The following is a 14,621-nucleotide window of genomic DNA, read 5'->3' as shown; positions in this document are numbered from 1 at the left end:
TCTGCCGGCCTCCACGGACCCGTATCGGGAAGCTGGAGACGTCACCTTCCTTCAGCTGGTGCGGGCCCCTCCGACTCATACTCGGAGGGGCCCGCCTTCTTGAACTCCCCGGTGCCGAAACAAAGAACCCCCGAGGTCGCGAACGACCTCGGGGGTTCTGAGTGGGCACCTCTCAGTTGAGCGTGATCCTCAGCTCGGTGTGAGAGCCCTTCGCCGGCACGTGGACCTCGGTCCCGCGACTGGTGGTGACGAGCTTGTACTGCGCTGTGCGGCCGTCGACCGTCACAGTCTTCACCTTCGCCCCGGACGGCAGTACCGCACCGATCGTGAGCGTCGCACCGACGCCCTTCGCGGTCACATCGGTCGATAACGCCTTACCTGTAAGGCGCGCGGACACATCGACCGAGCCGCGGCCGACCAGGATGTTGCTACCGGCCACCTTCTGCTGGCCTTCCGGCAGCTGCGGCACCACGGCGATCCGGCCGTGGCCGAGGTCGGGGTCGACGCCGAGCTGCTGGTGGATCACCGGCCAGAGGATGCCGTACGCGCCCCAGGCCTGCAGCGCCATCGAGCGGTCGTAGAACGGCCGGCCGATGTTCGCCGCGGAGTCCGGCGACGGGGCGATCTCCGGCATCGCGCCGGGCGTCTCCCATACCGACGGGTCGAGCTGGATCCGGGCGTTGCCGGTGGTGTACGCCTGCTGCTGCTTCGCGCCCATCCGGCCGAAGTTGCCTTCCGCAACGGCCATGATCGAGGTGTTGAGACCGAAGATGCTGCGCTCGCTCTTCACCTGGGACACCACCGGATCACAGGTCGCGCCCGGGTTGCCGGCCGGGTCCGACGTCGCACCGGTGCCGGTGTGGAACAGGCCGAATTCGCCTGTGTAGCAAGCCGTTTCGCGCTGGTCGAGCGCGGTGTTCGCATGGTCGGTCGAGGCGAGCGGCGAGGCCGGCTTGCCCGGGCGGGCCAGGACCGCCTCCATCGGCGTGACACCGATCCAGTGCCGCTGGAAGATCGGCGTGTTGTCGTTCGCCGGGTCGGCCGGGTCGTCGATCGAATCGGCGTAGCCCATCGCCTGCGGAACCCACCACTGCGCCTCGAAGCGCGACTCGAGGTCGTTCGCGCGGCTCGTGGCCCACTGCTGCGTCTTCGTGTCGTGCTTCGACGCGGCCAGATCGGCGAGGTCGGTCAGACCGCGGATCAGGTAGACGGTGTTGTCGAGCTTCTCCACGCCCATCCCGGTGCGCTCGACGTTGCCGAGACCCTCCGGCCAGCCGTCGCCGTCCTTGTCGAGTTCGCGGTACACGTACTCCAGGTTCCGGACGCTGAAGTCGTACATCTCGTCGCGGAACTTGTTGTCACCCGTCCAGCGCCACAGCAGCGCGACCGTACTCGGGAACTTCACCGTCTCGTCGGTGTTGCCCGCGCTCTGGTTCGAGCCGAAGTACACCGAGCCGGTCGGTGTCACCTCGTGCGCGACCTTGCCGCTGCGGTTGTTCAGGATGTCGCTCACGTCGCGCAGCGATCGCAGATGCGCCTTCACGGTGTCGAACTGACCCGCTGCCACCGCGGCGAAGGCGGTGTACTCACCGTCGGTCGCGAACAGCCACGGATAGTCCGGGAAGCCGGCGCCGAACCAGCGTGCGGTCTGGACCGTCCCCGCCGGTGCCGGGTAGTCCTTGCCCTCGTTGACGTCCCGGATCTGCAGGTTGTGCGCCTCCTGCACCGAGTCGGCGAGGTTCTGCTTGCTCCACTCGACGCTCTGCTGCAGCAGTCGGTCACCAGGCAGGTCCACCGCGGACTGCGCGTCGATCTGCTGCCGCGCGGAAGTCTTTGCCCGCAGCAACTTCTCTGGGTTGCGCAGCGCCTGGCCGTACTCGCGTTGTGCGGCCTGGCTGCCCTGGTCCGACCCGGCCACTGCGAACCAGATCGTCTTGTGCTGACCCGCCGAGAGCTTCACGTCGTACGTGAGCCGGCCGCCGGTGCCCTTGCCGACGAGCGAGTCGTCGCAGCGTGCGGGCGTCGTACCGTCCTTCGGGCAGATCACGGCCGGATCCTGCGGCCCGCGGTGGTCCGGACCGAGCTCGTGGCCCGTCGGACGCAGGGACGATCCGACGAACGCGGCGTAGTCGTGGGCGGTCGCGTTCGGGTACGACGGCGTTCCCTGCTCGCTGAACTTGAGCGCACCGCCGGCGTAGTCGCCGGTGTCGGGCAGGTTGGCGTCCGCGGCGCCCGGGGTGGTCCAGTCCCATGGATAGGACTGCATCAGCTCGGAGTGCGCGTCCACGTCGAGCTTGACCTTCTTCGCCGTACTCGAGCTGAGCGTGAGGCCGACCAGCGTCGCGCGGACCCCGTCGGGGACGAAGTCGGTACGGCGTACGTCGACGGCGCCGGAGTAGTCGATCCGGCTGTAGCCCTGGCCGCTGGTGTACTTCGCGGCGGCGACGTCCTTGCCGAGCCAGTTGCCGTCGAGGCCGAACCAGATGCCGTCGAGCAGCTTGATCGGCTGGGTCCAAAAGCCGCCCATCTCACCGCGGACGTGCCAGCCGGTGGCGGGGTACAGGCCCGACTCGTCGCCCATCGCGTACGCGCGGTCGCCGACGACGAGCGATCGCCGGTCGGCGAGGCGGGTGGTCTCGGACAGCTCCGACCCGGCCGGTGCGGAGACGGTCGCGGCGCGCCCGGTCGTGGTGGACGAGCCCGCGGGGCCGGCGATCGCCGAGGCGGTGCCGGCGAGGACGGTCGCGGCCGCGAGCAGGGCGATGCCGGCGCTCCGGCGTACCGGTCTGCGGCCGGGTGGGGAGCTACTGCGGTTGGTCGGATGGGGAGTCATGGCGGTTCCTCCTTCTCGCGGCGCCCGGGGGACAGCGCCGGGATCAGCCAGGGGCTGAGCTGCCCCTGATCACCAGTTCGGGCTTCAGCAGGCATTCGGCCGGTGTGCCGTCGGGCGCGCCGGTCAGGATCTTGATCAGTTCACCGGCGATCTCGTCCATCGGTTGCCGGAGGCTGGTCAGGCCGGGGGAGACGACGTCCGCGAGCGGCGAGTCGTCGAAGCCGGTGACGCCGAGCTCGCGGCCGGCGGTGAGGCCGCGGCGGGTCAGCTCGCGGAGCGCGCCGAGGGCGAGAATGTCGCTCAGGGCAACGATCCCGTCGATCGCGCGGCCGGCGTCGAGCAGATCCGCGGTGGCACGGGCGCCTTCGTCGAGGCTGTCCTCGCGGCAACGCACGGACAACCCGCTGGTCGGCAGGCCGAGCGCCCTGCACTCGTCCCGCCATCCGCCGGCGCGGTCCTCGGCCAGCCCCGACGACTTCGGCCAACCGAGGAAGGCGATCCGGCGGCGGCCGGTCTCGTACAGATGCCGGACCGCCATCGCGGAACCGGCCGCACCGTCGACGTCCACCCACGGACCGGGCTGTGTCGTCTGTTTCCACACCCGCCCGAAGCTGACGAACGGGATGCCCTGTTCCTTCAGCCAGCCGTGCCGCGGGTCGTGCGTCTCGGTCTGCGAAAGCACGAACCCGTCGACGAGCCGGCGCGCGTGCAGATCGTCGTACGTCGGCATGCCGTCGACGCCGGGCGGTGCCGTGAACAGCAGGATGTGCCGGCCGGTGCGCTCGGCGGCGGCGCAGAGCGCGTGCAGGAACTGGTCCATCACCAGATGGGTCTGGTTCGGCCAGTCCGGGACGCAGTACCCGATCAGCTCGACCGCGCTGGTGCGCAGACTGCGGGCGTTACGATTGGGCCGGTAGTTGAGCAGTTCGATCGATTTGTTGACGCGTTCGAGCGTGTCCGGCCGGAGCCGGTGCGGCGCGTTGAGTGCGTTCGACACCGTCTGCACCGACACCTCGGCGTGGGCGGCGACCTGCTTGAGCGTGGCCACGCGACCTCCCACGGACGTTTTGAACGTTAAAAACATCGGCAGTCTGCCCCGGGCCGTCCAAAACTGTCAACGGTTCAGAGCGGCGGTGGCCCCTCGCGGACGATCGACAGCGTCTCCTCGGCCCCCATCGGCGCGATCCACCGCCCCCACCACGCGGCCCCCGCCTCGGCGAACGCCGCCGGGTCACCCCCACTGACCTTCACCTCGCGGGCCCCGTCCTCCAACAGTCCGCGGACATCGTCAGGAGTGATCTGCTGCGGTGCATCCGTGCTCCCCTTGTAAGCACAGGACCCACCCCAGCGCAGAATCCGCCGCCTGACGGCAGGCACCAACATGTTCCCGCCCACCCAGACAGGAATTCGGGGCTCCTGCACCGGCCGAGCCGTCAGCCGCACATCGTCCAGCCGGTAGTGCTTGCCGCGGAAGCTCACCCGCTCCCCGCTCCACAGCCGATCGATCAACTCCAGCCCCTCGTCCAGCATCTCCGCCAGCACCTTGGGACTCTTTCCCTCCATGAACGGATCGCCCGGATCCCCGATCCCCACCCCGAGCACGAACCTCCCGTCCGAGAGGTGATCCAGCGCAACCGCCTCCGCCGCAACCTTCCACGGCCGGCGCCGGGGCAGCGGCGTCACCGTCGTACCGATCCGGATCCGCTCTGTCGCCACCGCCATCGCCGCCATGCAGATCCAAGGGTCGTACGTCGGCTGGGACGCGTCGCCCTGGTAGACGAGAATCCTCCAGGAACAACGCGTCCCAGCCACACTCCTCAACCATCCGGGCAAGCTCCGCCAACCCACGCGGATCCCGCCCCGCACCCACCGCCCCGACCGTCACCGAGAACTTCATCCCCAGACGCTAGCCGGGTCCACCGACAGGCTGTGCTCAGGCGGTGTGGCCGCCGTCGATGGTGAGCTCGGTGCCGGTGATGTAGGCGGCATCAGGACCGGCGAGGTAGGCGACAGCGGCGGCGATCTCGGTGGAGTTGCCGAAGCGGTCGATCGCGAGGTTGGCGATCTGGACGGCGGCGAAAGGGCCGTCGGCCGGATTCATGTCGGTGTTGATCGGGCCGGGCCGGACGACGTTCGAGGTGATGCGGCGCGGCCCGAGCTCGCGGGCCAGCGCCTTGCTGAGCCCGGTGACAGCGGACTTGCTCATCCCGTACAGCGTCATCCCGGGGGTGGTGACCCGGCCGGAGACGCAGCTGCCCAGGTGGATCAGCCGACCGCCGTCGGCGAGCAGCGGTACGGCGGCCTGCGTGGCGGCGTACACACCGCGCACATTCACCGCGAGTACCCGATCCACGTCATCCAGCGTCAGCTCGCCGATCGGCGCGATCGCCCCGATACCGGCGTTGTTCACCAGGATGTCCAACCCACCAAGGGAATTCGCGGCCCGGCGTACGCCGTCGCCGACCGCGATCGCGTCCGCCGCGTCGACCGCCAGCGCGACGCTGCGCCGTCCGAGGGACTCGATCTCCTTCACCACCTTCGCCGCCGCGTCGGCGGATGCGTTGTACGTGATCGCGACGTCGGCGCCACGCTCCGCCAACGCGATCGCGGTCGCCGCGCCGATCCCGCGGCTGCCACCGGTTACCAGGGCCTTCTTGCCAAGCAGTTCGTTCATGTGGTCAAGTCCACGCGACGTCACCGGGGCAAGGCTGGCGAGAATCCGCCACCGGATCCTGCCGTCGCAATTTCGCGACCCCGTCCCACCTCCATGTCGTAAAACCGCTAGAGACTGTCGGTGCCGGCAGGGATGCTGGAGGACGTGTACGAGTGCAGGGAGCGATGCATCCGGGCCGTGCAGTCCAAGGACGCGCGGTTCGACGGGTGGTTCTTCACGGCTGTTCTGACCACGAAGATCTACTGCCGGCCGAGCTGTCCGGTGGTGCCGCCGAAGGTCGAGAACATGCGGTTCTACCCGAGCGCGGCCGCGGCGCAGCAGGCCGGGTTCCGCGCGTGCAAGCGGTGCCGTCCGGACGCGAGCCCGGGCTCCCCGGAGTGGAACGACCGCGCCGACCTGGTGGCCCGGGCGATGCGCCTGATCGCGGACGGCGTCGTCGACCGTGACGGCGTACCTGGCCTCGCCGGCCAGCTCGGGTACAGCGTGCGCCAGGTGCAGCGACAACTCCAGGCCGAGCTCGGCGCCGGGCCGCTCGCGCTCGCGAGGGCGCAGCGTGCACAGACCGCCCGCCTGTTGATCGAGACGAGCGACCTGCAGATGGCGGACGTCGCGTTCGCCGCCGGGTTCTCGAGCGTGCGGACGTTCAACGAGACCGTGCAAGAGGTCTTCGCGCTCGCGCCGACCGAGCTCCGCCGCCGTGCCCGCCGGGGTACGACGTCGTCCGCGCCGGGCACGATCTCGCTGCGACTCCCGTTCCGCGCGCCACTGACACCGGACAACCTGTTCGGCCACCTGATCGCGACCGGCGTGCCGGGCGTCGAGGAGTGGCGCGACGGCCACTACCGGCGCACCCTGCGGCTCCCGCACGGTCACGGCGTGGTCGCGTTGCGTCCGATGCCCGACCACATCGCCTGCCAACTCTCGCTCACCGATCAGCGCGATCTCGCGATCGCGATCAGCCGTTGCCGGCGGATGCTCGACCTCGACGCGGATCCGATCGCGGTCGACGACCTGCTCAGCGAGGACCCGGTGCTCGCGCCGCTGATCGTGAAGGCGCCGGGCCGACGCGTTCCGCACACGGTCGACGGCGAGGAGTTCGCCGTCCGCGCGGTGCTCGGTCAGCAGGTGTCCACCGCGGCGGCGCGGACGCACGCGCATCGCCTGGTGCTCCAGCACGGCGAGCCGATCGAGGATGCGGCCGGTGGACTCACCCATCTGTTCCCGACGATGCAGGCGCTGGCCGGCGTCGACCCGGAGACGCTGGCGTTTCCGAGGTCCCGGCGGACGACGCTGATGACGCTGATCGAAACACTCGCCGCCGGGGAGATCGACCTCGGCGCCGGTGCGGACTGGGATCGCGCGCGGGAGCAGCTGACCGCGCTGCCGGGGATCGGACCGTGGACGGTCGAGTCGATCGCGATGCGCGCGCTCGGTGACCCGGATGCCTTTGTGGCCAGTGATTTAGGTATCCGGTACGCCGCCCGTGACCTAGGCTTGTCCGAGGCCCCCAAACTCCTGACCGACCACGCCCGCGCGTGGCGGCCTTGGCGTGCGTACGCCGTGCAGTACCTGTGGGCCACCGGTGACCACGCGATCAACAAGATTCCGGAGTGAGAATGACCGACCTGACCACCGACCGTCTGTTGCTCCGCCAGTGGCGTGACTCCGATCGGGAGCCGTTCGCCGCCTTGAACGCCGACCCCGCGGTGATGGAGCACTTCCCGGCCCTGCAGACGCGTGAGCAGAGCGACGCCCTGATCGACCTGAACATCCCGCACCTCGACGGCCGCGGTTGGGGGTTGTGGGCGATGGAGGTGAAGGACACCGGTGAGTTCATCGGCTTCACCGGTCTGAACGTGCCGAGCTTCGAGGCGCCGTTCCTGCCCGGGGTCGAGATCGGCTGGCGCCTGGCGAAAGGTGCCTGGGGCAACGGTTATGCGACCGAGGCGGCCCGGGCCGCGTTGGCACATGGGTTCGGACCGGCCGGACTGGAGGAGATCGTCTCGTTCACCGCGACCCCGAATCTGCCCTCGCAGCGGGTGATGCAGCGGATCGGGATGGTGCACGACGAGGCCGGCGACTTCGACCACCCGCGCATCGAGAAGGGCCACCGCCTGCAGCGCCACGTGCTCTACCGGATCAACCGCGCCCAGTGGGAGTCCACCCAGTGACGTATGCCGTCATCGACAGCCCGCTCGGTCCACTCACCCTGGTGGGGACCGATGCGGGCGAGTTGACCGGCCTGTACATGGACCAGCAGCGCTACCGTCCCGAGGAAGCCGGCTTCGGCGACCGGGACGACGCGACTCTGCCGGCGGTGGCCGAGGAGCTGGACGAGTACTTCCACCACGGCCGCACGACCTTCGACGTACCGCTCCACCTCGTCGGCACGCCGTTCCAGCGCCAGATCTGGACCGCGCTCCAGACCATCCCGTACGGCGAGACCACCACGTACGGCGGTCTCGCCACCGCGCTCGGGCTGAAGCCGCAGTCGGCCCGGGCGGTCGGCCTCGCGAACGGGAAGAACCCGATCAGCATCATCGTCCCGTGCCACCGCCTGGTCGGCTCGACCGGCAGCCTCACCGGCTACGGCGGCGGCATCGAACGCAAACGCGCCCTCCTCGATCACGAGTGCGGACTCCAGCCACTCATCAACTGATCGTCCGCCGGCGGGTTCACGCCTGCGGCTGGCGGTCACGCTCCTCGGCGACTGGTTTGGTGAGTGCCGGCGATCCGCGCTTGAACAGCCGGCGGGCGAGCGGCTCGGTGTAGCGGGCGGCGACCGGGCCGAGGATGACCAGGATCAGGACGTACGCCGTCGCGAGCGGACCGAGCTTCGGCTCGACCCCGACGGCCAGCCCCGCGATGACGATCGAGAACTCGCCACGGGCCACCAATGTCCCGCCGGCCCGCCAGCGTCCGGCCGTCGAGATGCCGGCGCGGCGGGCGGCGTACCAGCCGGTGGCGATCTTGGTGAGCGCGGTGAGGACGGCCAGCCCGAAGGCGATCGCCAGCACCGGCGGGATCTTCGCCGGGTCCGTGCTCAGCCCGAAGAACACGAAGAACACCGCGGCGAACAGATCGCGCAGCGGGCTCAGGAGACTGCGGGCACCATGCACGACCTCGCCGGACAACGCGATCCCGACCAGGAACGCCCCGACCGCCGCCGACACCTGCAGATGCTGCGCGATCCCGGCCACGAGCAACGTGAGGCCGAGGACGACGAGCAGCAGCATCTCCGGGTTGTCCGACGACACCGCTCGGCTGATCACGCGCCCGTACCGAAGCGCGATGAACAGGACGACGCTCACCGTGCCGAGGGAGATCAGCAGCGTCATGCTGCCGCCGGCCAGCCCGACGCCTGCCAGCAGTGCGGTGAGGATCGGCAGGTAGACCGCCATCGAAAGGTCTTCGAGCACCAGGATGCCCAGTACGACAGGGGTCTCGCGGTTGCCCAATCGGCCCAGGTCCCCGACCACCTTCGCGATCACGCCCGACGACGAGATCCACGTGACACCGGCCAGCGCGACCGCCGCCACCGGACCCCAACCGAGCAGCAGAGCCACGGCGGCGCCGGGCAACGCGTTCAGCAGGAAGTCGACCGCACCCGACACGTACTGCGTCTTCAGCGTGCCCACCAGATCCGAGGCGGTGTACTCGAGCCCGAGCAGCAACAGCAGCAGGATCACGCCGATCTCGGCGCCGGTGGCAACGAATTCCTCACTCGCTGCCAACGGCAACAATCCGCCGTGCCCGAAGGCGAGCCCGGCCAGCAGGTACAGGGGGATCGGTGAGAAGCCGAGCCGTCCGGCGATCCGGCCGAGGATGCCCAGGGCAAGGATGACCGCCCCGAGCTCGATCAGCAGGGCGGTGATGTTCTCGTGCATGTCACCCACCCGCGATCAGGTCGGTCACGGCGTCCACGCCCTCGCGGGTGCCGACCACGACCAGGGTGTCGCCGATCGCGAAGCGGAAGTCCGGCGTCGGCGACGGCGTCGCCCCCGTGCGCCGCAGTACCGCGACGATCGACGCGCCGGTCCGGCTGCGCGCCTGGGTGTCCCCGAGCGTGCGGCCGGCGTACGGCGACCTGGCCGTGACCGGGATGTGCTCGGTGACCAGGTCGATCTCGATCTCGCCGCGGACCGGGTCGATCGGCGCCGGGACCAGCAGTTGCGCCAGCGCCGCTGCCTCGCCCTGGCCGAGCGGGACCGTGGCCTGACAGGTGTCGTCGTCGTCCGGATCATGGAACCCGAGGAACCGCCGGCCGTCGTTGTGGACCACCACCGAGACGTGTCTGCCGGCTTCGGTGATCAGGTCGTACCGCGTGCCGATTCCTGGCAACGTCGTCTTGGTCGGGTGATTCATGAGGCTCCGATCAATAGATGGCGTCTGCAACCATTCTCTCAAACCCCGAGCGCCCGGCCCGGTCCCTGGATGTGATCCAGGTTGCAATCAGGTGCAGTGCAACGAGTTGCATAGGTACGCTCCGGGGATGGCGCTGGAGCACGCGATCCTGGTCTCGCTGACCGAGCGCGCCGGGTCCGGCTACGAGCTCGCCCGGCGGTTCGACCGGTCGATCGGCTACTTCTGGCCGGCCACGCATCAGCAGATCTACCGGGTGCTGCGGCGGATGGACGACGCCGGCTGGGTGACGCACACCGAGATCGCCCAGGACGGGCGACCGGACAAGAAGGTCTACCGGGTCGCGGCCTCGGGACGGGCCGAGCTCTCCCGTTGGCTGGCGGAGCCGGAGGACCCCGCCGTACTGCGGGACGGTCTCGGCGTGAAGCTCCGTGGCGCCTCGCTCGGCTCGGTGGATGTCGTCTTCAAGGAGATCGAGCGGCACCGGGTCGAGCACGCGACCCGCCTCGAGGTGTACCGCGGGATCCAGAAGCGCGACTTCCCGAAGCCGACCACCCTGCACGGCCGCGACCTCCACCAGTACCTCGTCCTGCGTGGTGGCATCCGCACCGAGGAGTCGTTCGTGCAGTGGTGCGACGAAGTGATCGACGCCCTCCGGAAGGACAAACCATGAGCGCGTACCCGCACTTGCTCGAGCCGCTGGACCTCGGGCATGTGGTGCTGCCGAACCGCGTGATCATGGGGTCGATGCACACCGGCCTCGAGGACCGGTTGAGCGACCTGCCGAAGCTGGCGGCGTACTTCGCCGAGCGGGCGCGTGGCGGGGTCGGCCTGATGGTGACGGGCGGCTACGCGCCGAACCGGACCGGCTGGCTGACGCCCTTCGGGTCGATGCTGACCAGCCGCCGCCAGGCTCGCCGGCATCGCATCCTCACCGATGCGGTCCACGAAGCCGGCGGCCGCATCGCGTTGCAGATCCTGCACGCCGGCCGCTATTCGTACCACCCGTTCAGCGTCTCGGCCTCCGCGCTGAAGGCTCCGATCAACCCCTTCAAACCGCGTGCCCTCTCCGACCGCGGGGTGCTGAAACAGATCACGGCGTACGTCGACTGCGCCGCGCTGGCCCGCGAGGCCGGGTACGACGGTGTCGAGATCATGGGCTCCGAGGGGTACTTCATCAACCAGTTCCTGTCCGAGCGCACGAACAAGCGGACCGACCGCTGGGGCGGCAGTCCGGAGAACCGGCGCCGGATCGCCGTCGAGATCGTCCGGCGGACCAGGCAGCGGGTCGGCGACGACTTCCTGATCATCTACCGGCTCTCGATGGCCGACCTGGTCGAGGGTGGTCAGACCTGGGACGACGTGGTTGCGCTGGGCAAGGAGATCGAGGCCGCCGGTGCGTCGATCATCAACACCGGCATCGGTTGGCACGAGGCCCGCGTCCCGACCATCGTCACCTCGGTGCCGCGCGCGGCCTTCACCTCGGTGACCGCGGCGTTCAAGCCGCACGTGCGCATTCCGGTCGTCACCTCGAACCGGATCAACCTGCCGCAGGTGGCCGAGGAAGTGCTGGCGCGTGGTGACGCCGACCTGGTCAGCATGGCCCGCCCGTTCCTGGCCGATCCAGAGTGGGTGCTGAAGGCAACGACTGACCGGGCCGACGAGATCAATGTCTGCATCGCCTGCAACCAGGCGTGTCTGGACCACGTGTTCGCGAAGAAGAAGGCCAGCTGCATGGTCAACCCGCGGGCCGCCCGCGAGACCGAGCTGCGGTTGCTGCCGACCCGTCGTACCAAGAGCATCGCGGTTGTCGGTGCGGGACCGGCCGGGCTGGCTGCGGCGGTGACGGCGGCCGAGCGGGGACATCAGGTCGAGCTGTTCGAGGCGGATGCCGAGATCGGCGGGCTGTTCGGGATCGCGCGGCGGATCCCGGGCAAGGAGGAGTTCGCCGAGACGATCCGGTACTACCGGCGGCGGCTCGAGCTCACCGGGGTCAAGCTGCACCTCGGCCACCGCGCGAGCGTCGAGGATCTGGCCGGCTTCGACGAGATCGTGCTCGCGACCGGGGTCGTGCCGAGGGTGCCGGCGATCCCCGGTATCGACCACCCGACGGTCCTCTCGTACGCCGACGTCGTACGGGAGGGGAGACCGGTCGGCGACACGGTCGCGGTGATCGGGGCAGGCGGGATCGGCGTGGATGTCAGCGAGTTCCTGACCACGCCGGAGTCGCCCACGCTGGATCTGGACGCGTGGAAGGCGGAGTGGGGCGTTGGCGATCCGACCAAGCTCGCCGGTGCGCTCGGCGTACCGCACCCGGAGCCGTCGCCGCGGAAGGTGTACCTGCTGCAGCGCAAACCCGGGAAGATCGGCGCCGGCCTCGGCAAGACCACGGGCTGGGTGCACCGGGCCGCGCTGAAGAACAAGCAGGTCGAGCTGCTGCGCGGCGTCAACTACGAGCGCATCGACGACGAGGGCCTGCACCTCACCTTCGGGCCCAAGCGCGAGAAGCCACGCGTCCTCGCCGTCGACACCGTCGTCGTCTGCGCCGGCCAGGAGCCGGTCCGCGACCTCGCAGAGGCACTGCAGGCAACCGGCCGCCCGGTCCATGTCATCGGCGGCGCCGACGTCGCCGCCGAGCTGGATGCCAAACGCGCCATCGACCAGGCGACCAGGCTCGCGCTGACCCTCTGACCGGTACCGACCAACGGGTAGTGGTCCCGCCGCTCAGCCGTCCCCAGGCTCCGCGGCCTCGGAGCGACAGGCGATTCGGCTACCACTACCCGTCCGTCGGTACCGCTGTGCCCCCGGTGCACTAGTGCGCGCTGGCGGCCACCGCTCCGGCTAGTGCACCGTTTACGGCGTACGCGCACTAGTCAAAGGGGTGACCGATGAAGACTGTTCTGATCTCTGGTGGCGGGATTGCTGGGCCGGCGTTGGCGTTCTGGTTGCGGCGGTTCGGGTTCGCGCCGACGGTTGTCGAGATTGCGCCGGGGCCGCGGCCGGGCGGGCAGACTGTCGACCTGCGGGGAGTGTCCCGGGTGGTCGCCGAGCGGATGGGCGTGATGCCGGCAATCGCGGAGCGGAAGATGCACGAGCGTGGGCTCGAGTACGTGCGGGCCGACGGCCGGCGGTCCGCGGTGATGCACGCCGAGCTGATGGACGGTGCCGGGCCGGTCGCGGAGATCGAGATCCTGCGAGGCGACCTGGCCGCGATCCTGACCGAGGCGACGGCTGAGGTGGAGTACGTGTACGGCGACTCGATCACCCAGCTGCACCAGGACACGACCGGCGTCGACGTGACATTGGCGAGTGGGACGCAGAGGCGGTTCGATCTGGTGATCGGCGCGGACGGGGTGCACTCGCGGGTCCGGCGGCTCGCGTTCGGTCCCGAGGAGGAGTTCGTGCAGCACCTCGGCGGCTACACGTCGTACTTCACCGTCGAGACGCCCGAGCCGCTGGACCACTGGTTCAAGGTGTACACCGCGCCGCGCGGTCGGTGGGTCGGGCTGCGGCCGGATCACGATCCGCGGTTCGCGAGGGCGTTGCTGAGCTTCCGGTCGCCGGTGATCAGCTACGACCGGCGCGACGTCGCGGCGCAGAAGCAGTTGGTGCGGGAGCAGTTCGCCGGGCTCGGCTGGCACACGTCGCAGATCTTGAACCAGCTCGACAAGGCCGACGACTTCTACTTGGACAGCACCAGCCGCGTCGTCGTACCGCAGTGGTCTCGTGGCCGGATCGCGCTCGTCGGCGACGCCGGGTACTGCGGCTCGCCGATGGCCGGTCACGGTACGGCGCTCTCGCTCGTCGGGGCGTACGTCCTCGCGGGGGAGCTGGCCGCGGTCGACGGCGACCACGTCCGCGCGTTCCCGGCGTACCAGGCCCGGATGCAGGCGTACGCCGATCAGCGGATGGAGCTGCCGCCGGGCGGGATCAAGATGGCGATGCCGATGTCGTCATTCGGGATCCGGTACCGCGACTTCGTGTTGCGGGCGATGACGTCCCGGCTGATGGCCGGTGCGCTGACGAAGATGACGCTCGCGAAGCCCGACGCGATCGACCTGCCCGAGTATTCAGTCGAGCGGGGACACCCACTCCGGGTTGCGACCGAGCAGGCCCAGTAGCTGGTCGAGGTCGGGAGCAGACGCGGAGACCTTCACGGTCCGGTCGAACGCGTAGCCGGGGCCGCGGTTGCCCTCGGTGTCGGGGATGCGGCGGGCCAGCGTGAGCGCCATCTCGACCATGTCCGGCGGCGGGTTGTACGGGACGTCGATCGCGCGGGCCAGGTCCCAGGCGTGGACGACGCAGTCGAGTTGGTGGAAGGTCAGCGCGATCCGGCGCGGGAACGAGCCGAACTCGCGCACCTCCACCAGCCGGTCCAGTGCGCCGCCGTCGGCGAAGGCATCCGCGACCCGCACGTTCGACCGGCGGTACGCGCCGGCCGGGTTGTCGGCGAGGCGGCCGCCGTTCCAGGTGTGGATCGAGGCCGAGCCGTTCAGCGCGGCGGCCGCGAGGCCTTCGTTCTGGCTGACCAGATGACGGAGCAGGCCCCGGACGGTCCAGTCCGGGCAGGGGGTGGGGAACCACAGGTGCTCGGTCCGCACCTGCATCACGACTTCCCCGAGCACTGCGCCGGCCCGACGATCCAGATCCCGGATGTCCATCCGCTCTCCTCCCGTGGCGCACTGCCGAGCATAAGGCGGTATGTCGCCTCCTGCAGGAAACCGCGCGGTTCACAAGGGACAACCCGCACGC

Annotated in this window: 13 protein-coding genes; 6 read left to right on the top strand and 7 right to left on the bottom strand. The window is 69.7% G+C overall.

The genetic code is table 11. From position 1 onward, the window contains the following. Positions 1-172 precede the first annotated feature (172 nt). The 4 genes from ACIA58_RS37915 to ACIA58_RS37900 all read right to left on the bottom strand — a co-directional run bounded on the left by ACIA58_RS37915 (position 173) and on the right by ACIA58_RS37900 (position 5,507). Positions 173-2,833: a glycogen debranching protein gene (locus ACIA58_RS37915; RefSeq protein WP_396408687.1), complete on the bottom strand. Its 2,661-nt coding sequence runs from the start codon at positions 2,831-2,833 to the stop codon at positions 173-175. A 43-nt stretch (positions 2,834-2,876) separates the two neighbouring features. Beyond that, a complete protein-coding gene (locus tag ACIA58_RS37910; protein ID WP_396408686.1) occupies positions 2,877-3,881 on the bottom strand; it encodes a LacI family DNA-binding transcriptional regulator in 1,005 nt (334 codons plus the stop codon). A 74-nt stretch (positions 3,882-3,955) separates the two neighbouring features. Continuing rightward, positions 3,956-4,645: an LLM class flavin-dependent oxidoreductase gene (locus ACIA58_RS37905; protein WP_396408685.1), complete on the bottom strand. Its 690-nt coding sequence runs from the start codon at positions 4,643-4,645 to the stop codon at positions 3,956-3,958. A gap of 121 nt (positions 4,646-4,766) precedes the next feature. Then, complete coding sequence (locus ACIA58_RS37900) at positions 4,767-5,507, bottom strand: SDR family NAD(P)-dependent oxidoreductase (protein WP_396408684.1); 741 nt, start codon at positions 5,505-5,507, stop codon at positions 4,767-4,769. Between the two features lie 120 nt (positions 5,508-5,627). Here ACIA58_RS37900 and ACIA58_RS37895 point away from each other — a divergent pair, with 120 nt between their 5' ends. From ACIA58_RS37895 to ACIA58_RS37885, 3 genes are read left to right on the top strand one after another with little or no spacing between them, the layout of a single operon-like run. Next, the gene (locus ACIA58_RS37895) at positions 5,628-7,121 is read left to right on the top strand and encodes an AlkA N-terminal domain-containing protein (protein ID WP_396408683.1); all 1,494 of its coding nucleotides are present in this window, start codon (positions 5,628-5,630) and stop codon (positions 7,119-7,121) included. A gap of 2 nt (positions 7,122-7,123) precedes the next feature. Further along, positions 7,124-7,678, top strand: a complete 555-nt coding sequence (locus ACIA58_RS37890) for a GNAT family N-acetyltransferase (RefSeq protein ID WP_396408682.1) — start codon at positions 7,124-7,126, stop codon at positions 7,676-7,678. Beyond that, the gene (locus tag ACIA58_RS37885; protein ID WP_396408681.1) at positions 7,675-8,166 is read left to right on the top strand and encodes a methylated-DNA--[protein]-cysteine S-methyltransferase; all 492 of its coding nucleotides are present in this window, start codon (positions 7,675-7,677) and stop codon (positions 8,164-8,166) included. The genes ACIA58_RS37890 and ACIA58_RS37885 overlap by 4 nt, the downstream gene beginning before the upstream one ends. Before the next feature lie 16 nt (positions 8,167-8,182). Here the strand turns inward: ACIA58_RS37885 and ACIA58_RS37880 are convergent, their stop codons facing one another. Together ACIA58_RS37880 and ACIA58_RS37875 are read right to left on the bottom strand one after the other, a co-directional pair. Further along, a complete protein-coding gene (locus ACIA58_RS37880; RefSeq protein WP_396408680.1) occupies positions 8,183-9,394 on the bottom strand; it encodes a cation:proton antiporter in 1,212 nt (403 codons plus the stop codon). A 1-nt stretch (position 9,395) separates the two neighbouring features. Next, a complete protein-coding gene (locus ACIA58_RS37875) occupies positions 9,396-9,872 on the bottom strand; it encodes a cation:proton antiporter regulatory subunit (RefSeq protein WP_396408679.1) in 477 nt (158 codons plus the stop codon). A 127-nt stretch (positions 9,873-9,999) separates the two neighbouring features. On the opposite strand from ACIA58_RS37875, the gene ACIA58_RS37870 reads away from it, so the two are divergent. The 3 genes from ACIA58_RS37870 to ACIA58_RS37860 all read left to right on the top strand — a co-directional run bounded on the left by ACIA58_RS37870 (position 10,000) and on the right by ACIA58_RS37860 (position 13,990). Continuing rightward, positions 10,000-10,542 (top strand): PadR family transcriptional regulator, encoded by a 543-nt coding sequence (locus tag ACIA58_RS37870; RefSeq protein WP_396408678.1) that lies wholly within the window; start codon positions 10,000-10,002, stop codon positions 10,540-10,542. Further along, the gene (locus ACIA58_RS37865) at positions 10,539-12,560 is read left to right on the top strand and encodes an FAD-dependent oxidoreductase (RefSeq protein ID WP_396408677.1); all 2,022 of its coding nucleotides are present in this window, start codon (positions 10,539-10,541) and stop codon (positions 12,558-12,560) included. The genes ACIA58_RS37870 and ACIA58_RS37865 overlap by 4 nt, the downstream gene beginning before the upstream one ends. Positions 12,561-12,757: 197 nt before the next feature. Further along, the gene (locus tag ACIA58_RS37860) at positions 12,758-13,990 is read left to right on the top strand and encodes an FAD-dependent monooxygenase (RefSeq protein WP_396408676.1); all 1,233 of its coding nucleotides are present in this window, start codon (positions 12,758-12,760) and stop codon (positions 13,988-13,990) included. On the opposite strand, the gene ACIA58_RS37855 is transcribed toward ACIA58_RS37860, so the two are convergent. Beyond that, a complete protein-coding gene (locus ACIA58_RS37855; RefSeq protein WP_396408675.1) occupies positions 13,940-14,530 on the bottom strand; it encodes a TIGR03086 family metal-binding protein in 591 nt (196 codons plus the stop codon). The genes ACIA58_RS37860 and ACIA58_RS37855 overlap by 51 nt on opposite strands. Between the last annotated feature and the right edge of the window lie 91 nt (positions 14,531-14,621).

The organism is Kribbella sp. NPDC051586, assembly GCF_044453965.1.
Classification (GTDB): Bacteria; Actinomycetota; Actinomycetes; order Propionibacteriales; family Kribbellaceae; genus Kribbella.
This window is presented reverse-complemented; position numbering and strand designations above follow the sequence as displayed.

What these genes read in the sequence shown, in the direction of transcription:
- ACIA58_RS37875 (WP_396408679.1), bottom strand. Translation starts at nt 9,872, where the DNA reads ATGAATCACCCGACCAAGACGACGTTGCCAGGAATCGGCACGCGGTAC.
- ACIA58_RS37865 (WP_396408677.1), top strand. Translation starts at nt 10,539, where the DNA reads ATGAGCGCGTACCCGCACTTGCTCGAGCCGCTGGACCTCGGGCATGTG.
- ACIA58_RS37880 (WP_396408680.1), bottom strand. Translation starts at nt 9,394, where the DNA reads ATGCACGAGAACATCACCGCCCTGCTGATCGAGCTCGGGGCGGTCATC.
- ACIA58_RS37855 (WP_396408675.1), bottom strand. Translation starts at nt 14,530, where the DNA reads ATGGACATCCGGGATCTGGATCGTCGGGCCGGCGCAGTGCTCGGGGAA.
- ACIA58_RS37915 (WP_396408687.1), bottom strand. Translation starts at nt 2,833, where the DNA reads ATGACTCCCCATCCGACCAACCGCAGTAGCTCCCCACCCGGCCGCAGA.
- ACIA58_RS37900 (WP_396408684.1), bottom strand. Translation starts at nt 5,507, where the DNA reads ATGAACGAACTGCTTGGCAAGAAGGCCCTGGTAACCGGTGGCAGCCGC.
- ACIA58_RS37870 (WP_396408678.1), top strand. Translation starts at nt 10,000, where the DNA reads ATGGCGCTGGAGCACGCGATCCTGGTCTCGCTGACCGAGCGCGCCGGG.
- ACIA58_RS37860 (WP_396408676.1), top strand. Translation starts at nt 12,758, where the DNA reads ATGAAGACTGTTCTGATCTCTGGTGGCGGGATTGCTGGGCCGGCGTTG.
- ACIA58_RS37890 (WP_396408682.1), top strand. Translation starts at nt 7,124, where the DNA reads ATGACCGACCTGACCACCGACCGTCTGTTGCTCCGCCAGTGGCGTGAC.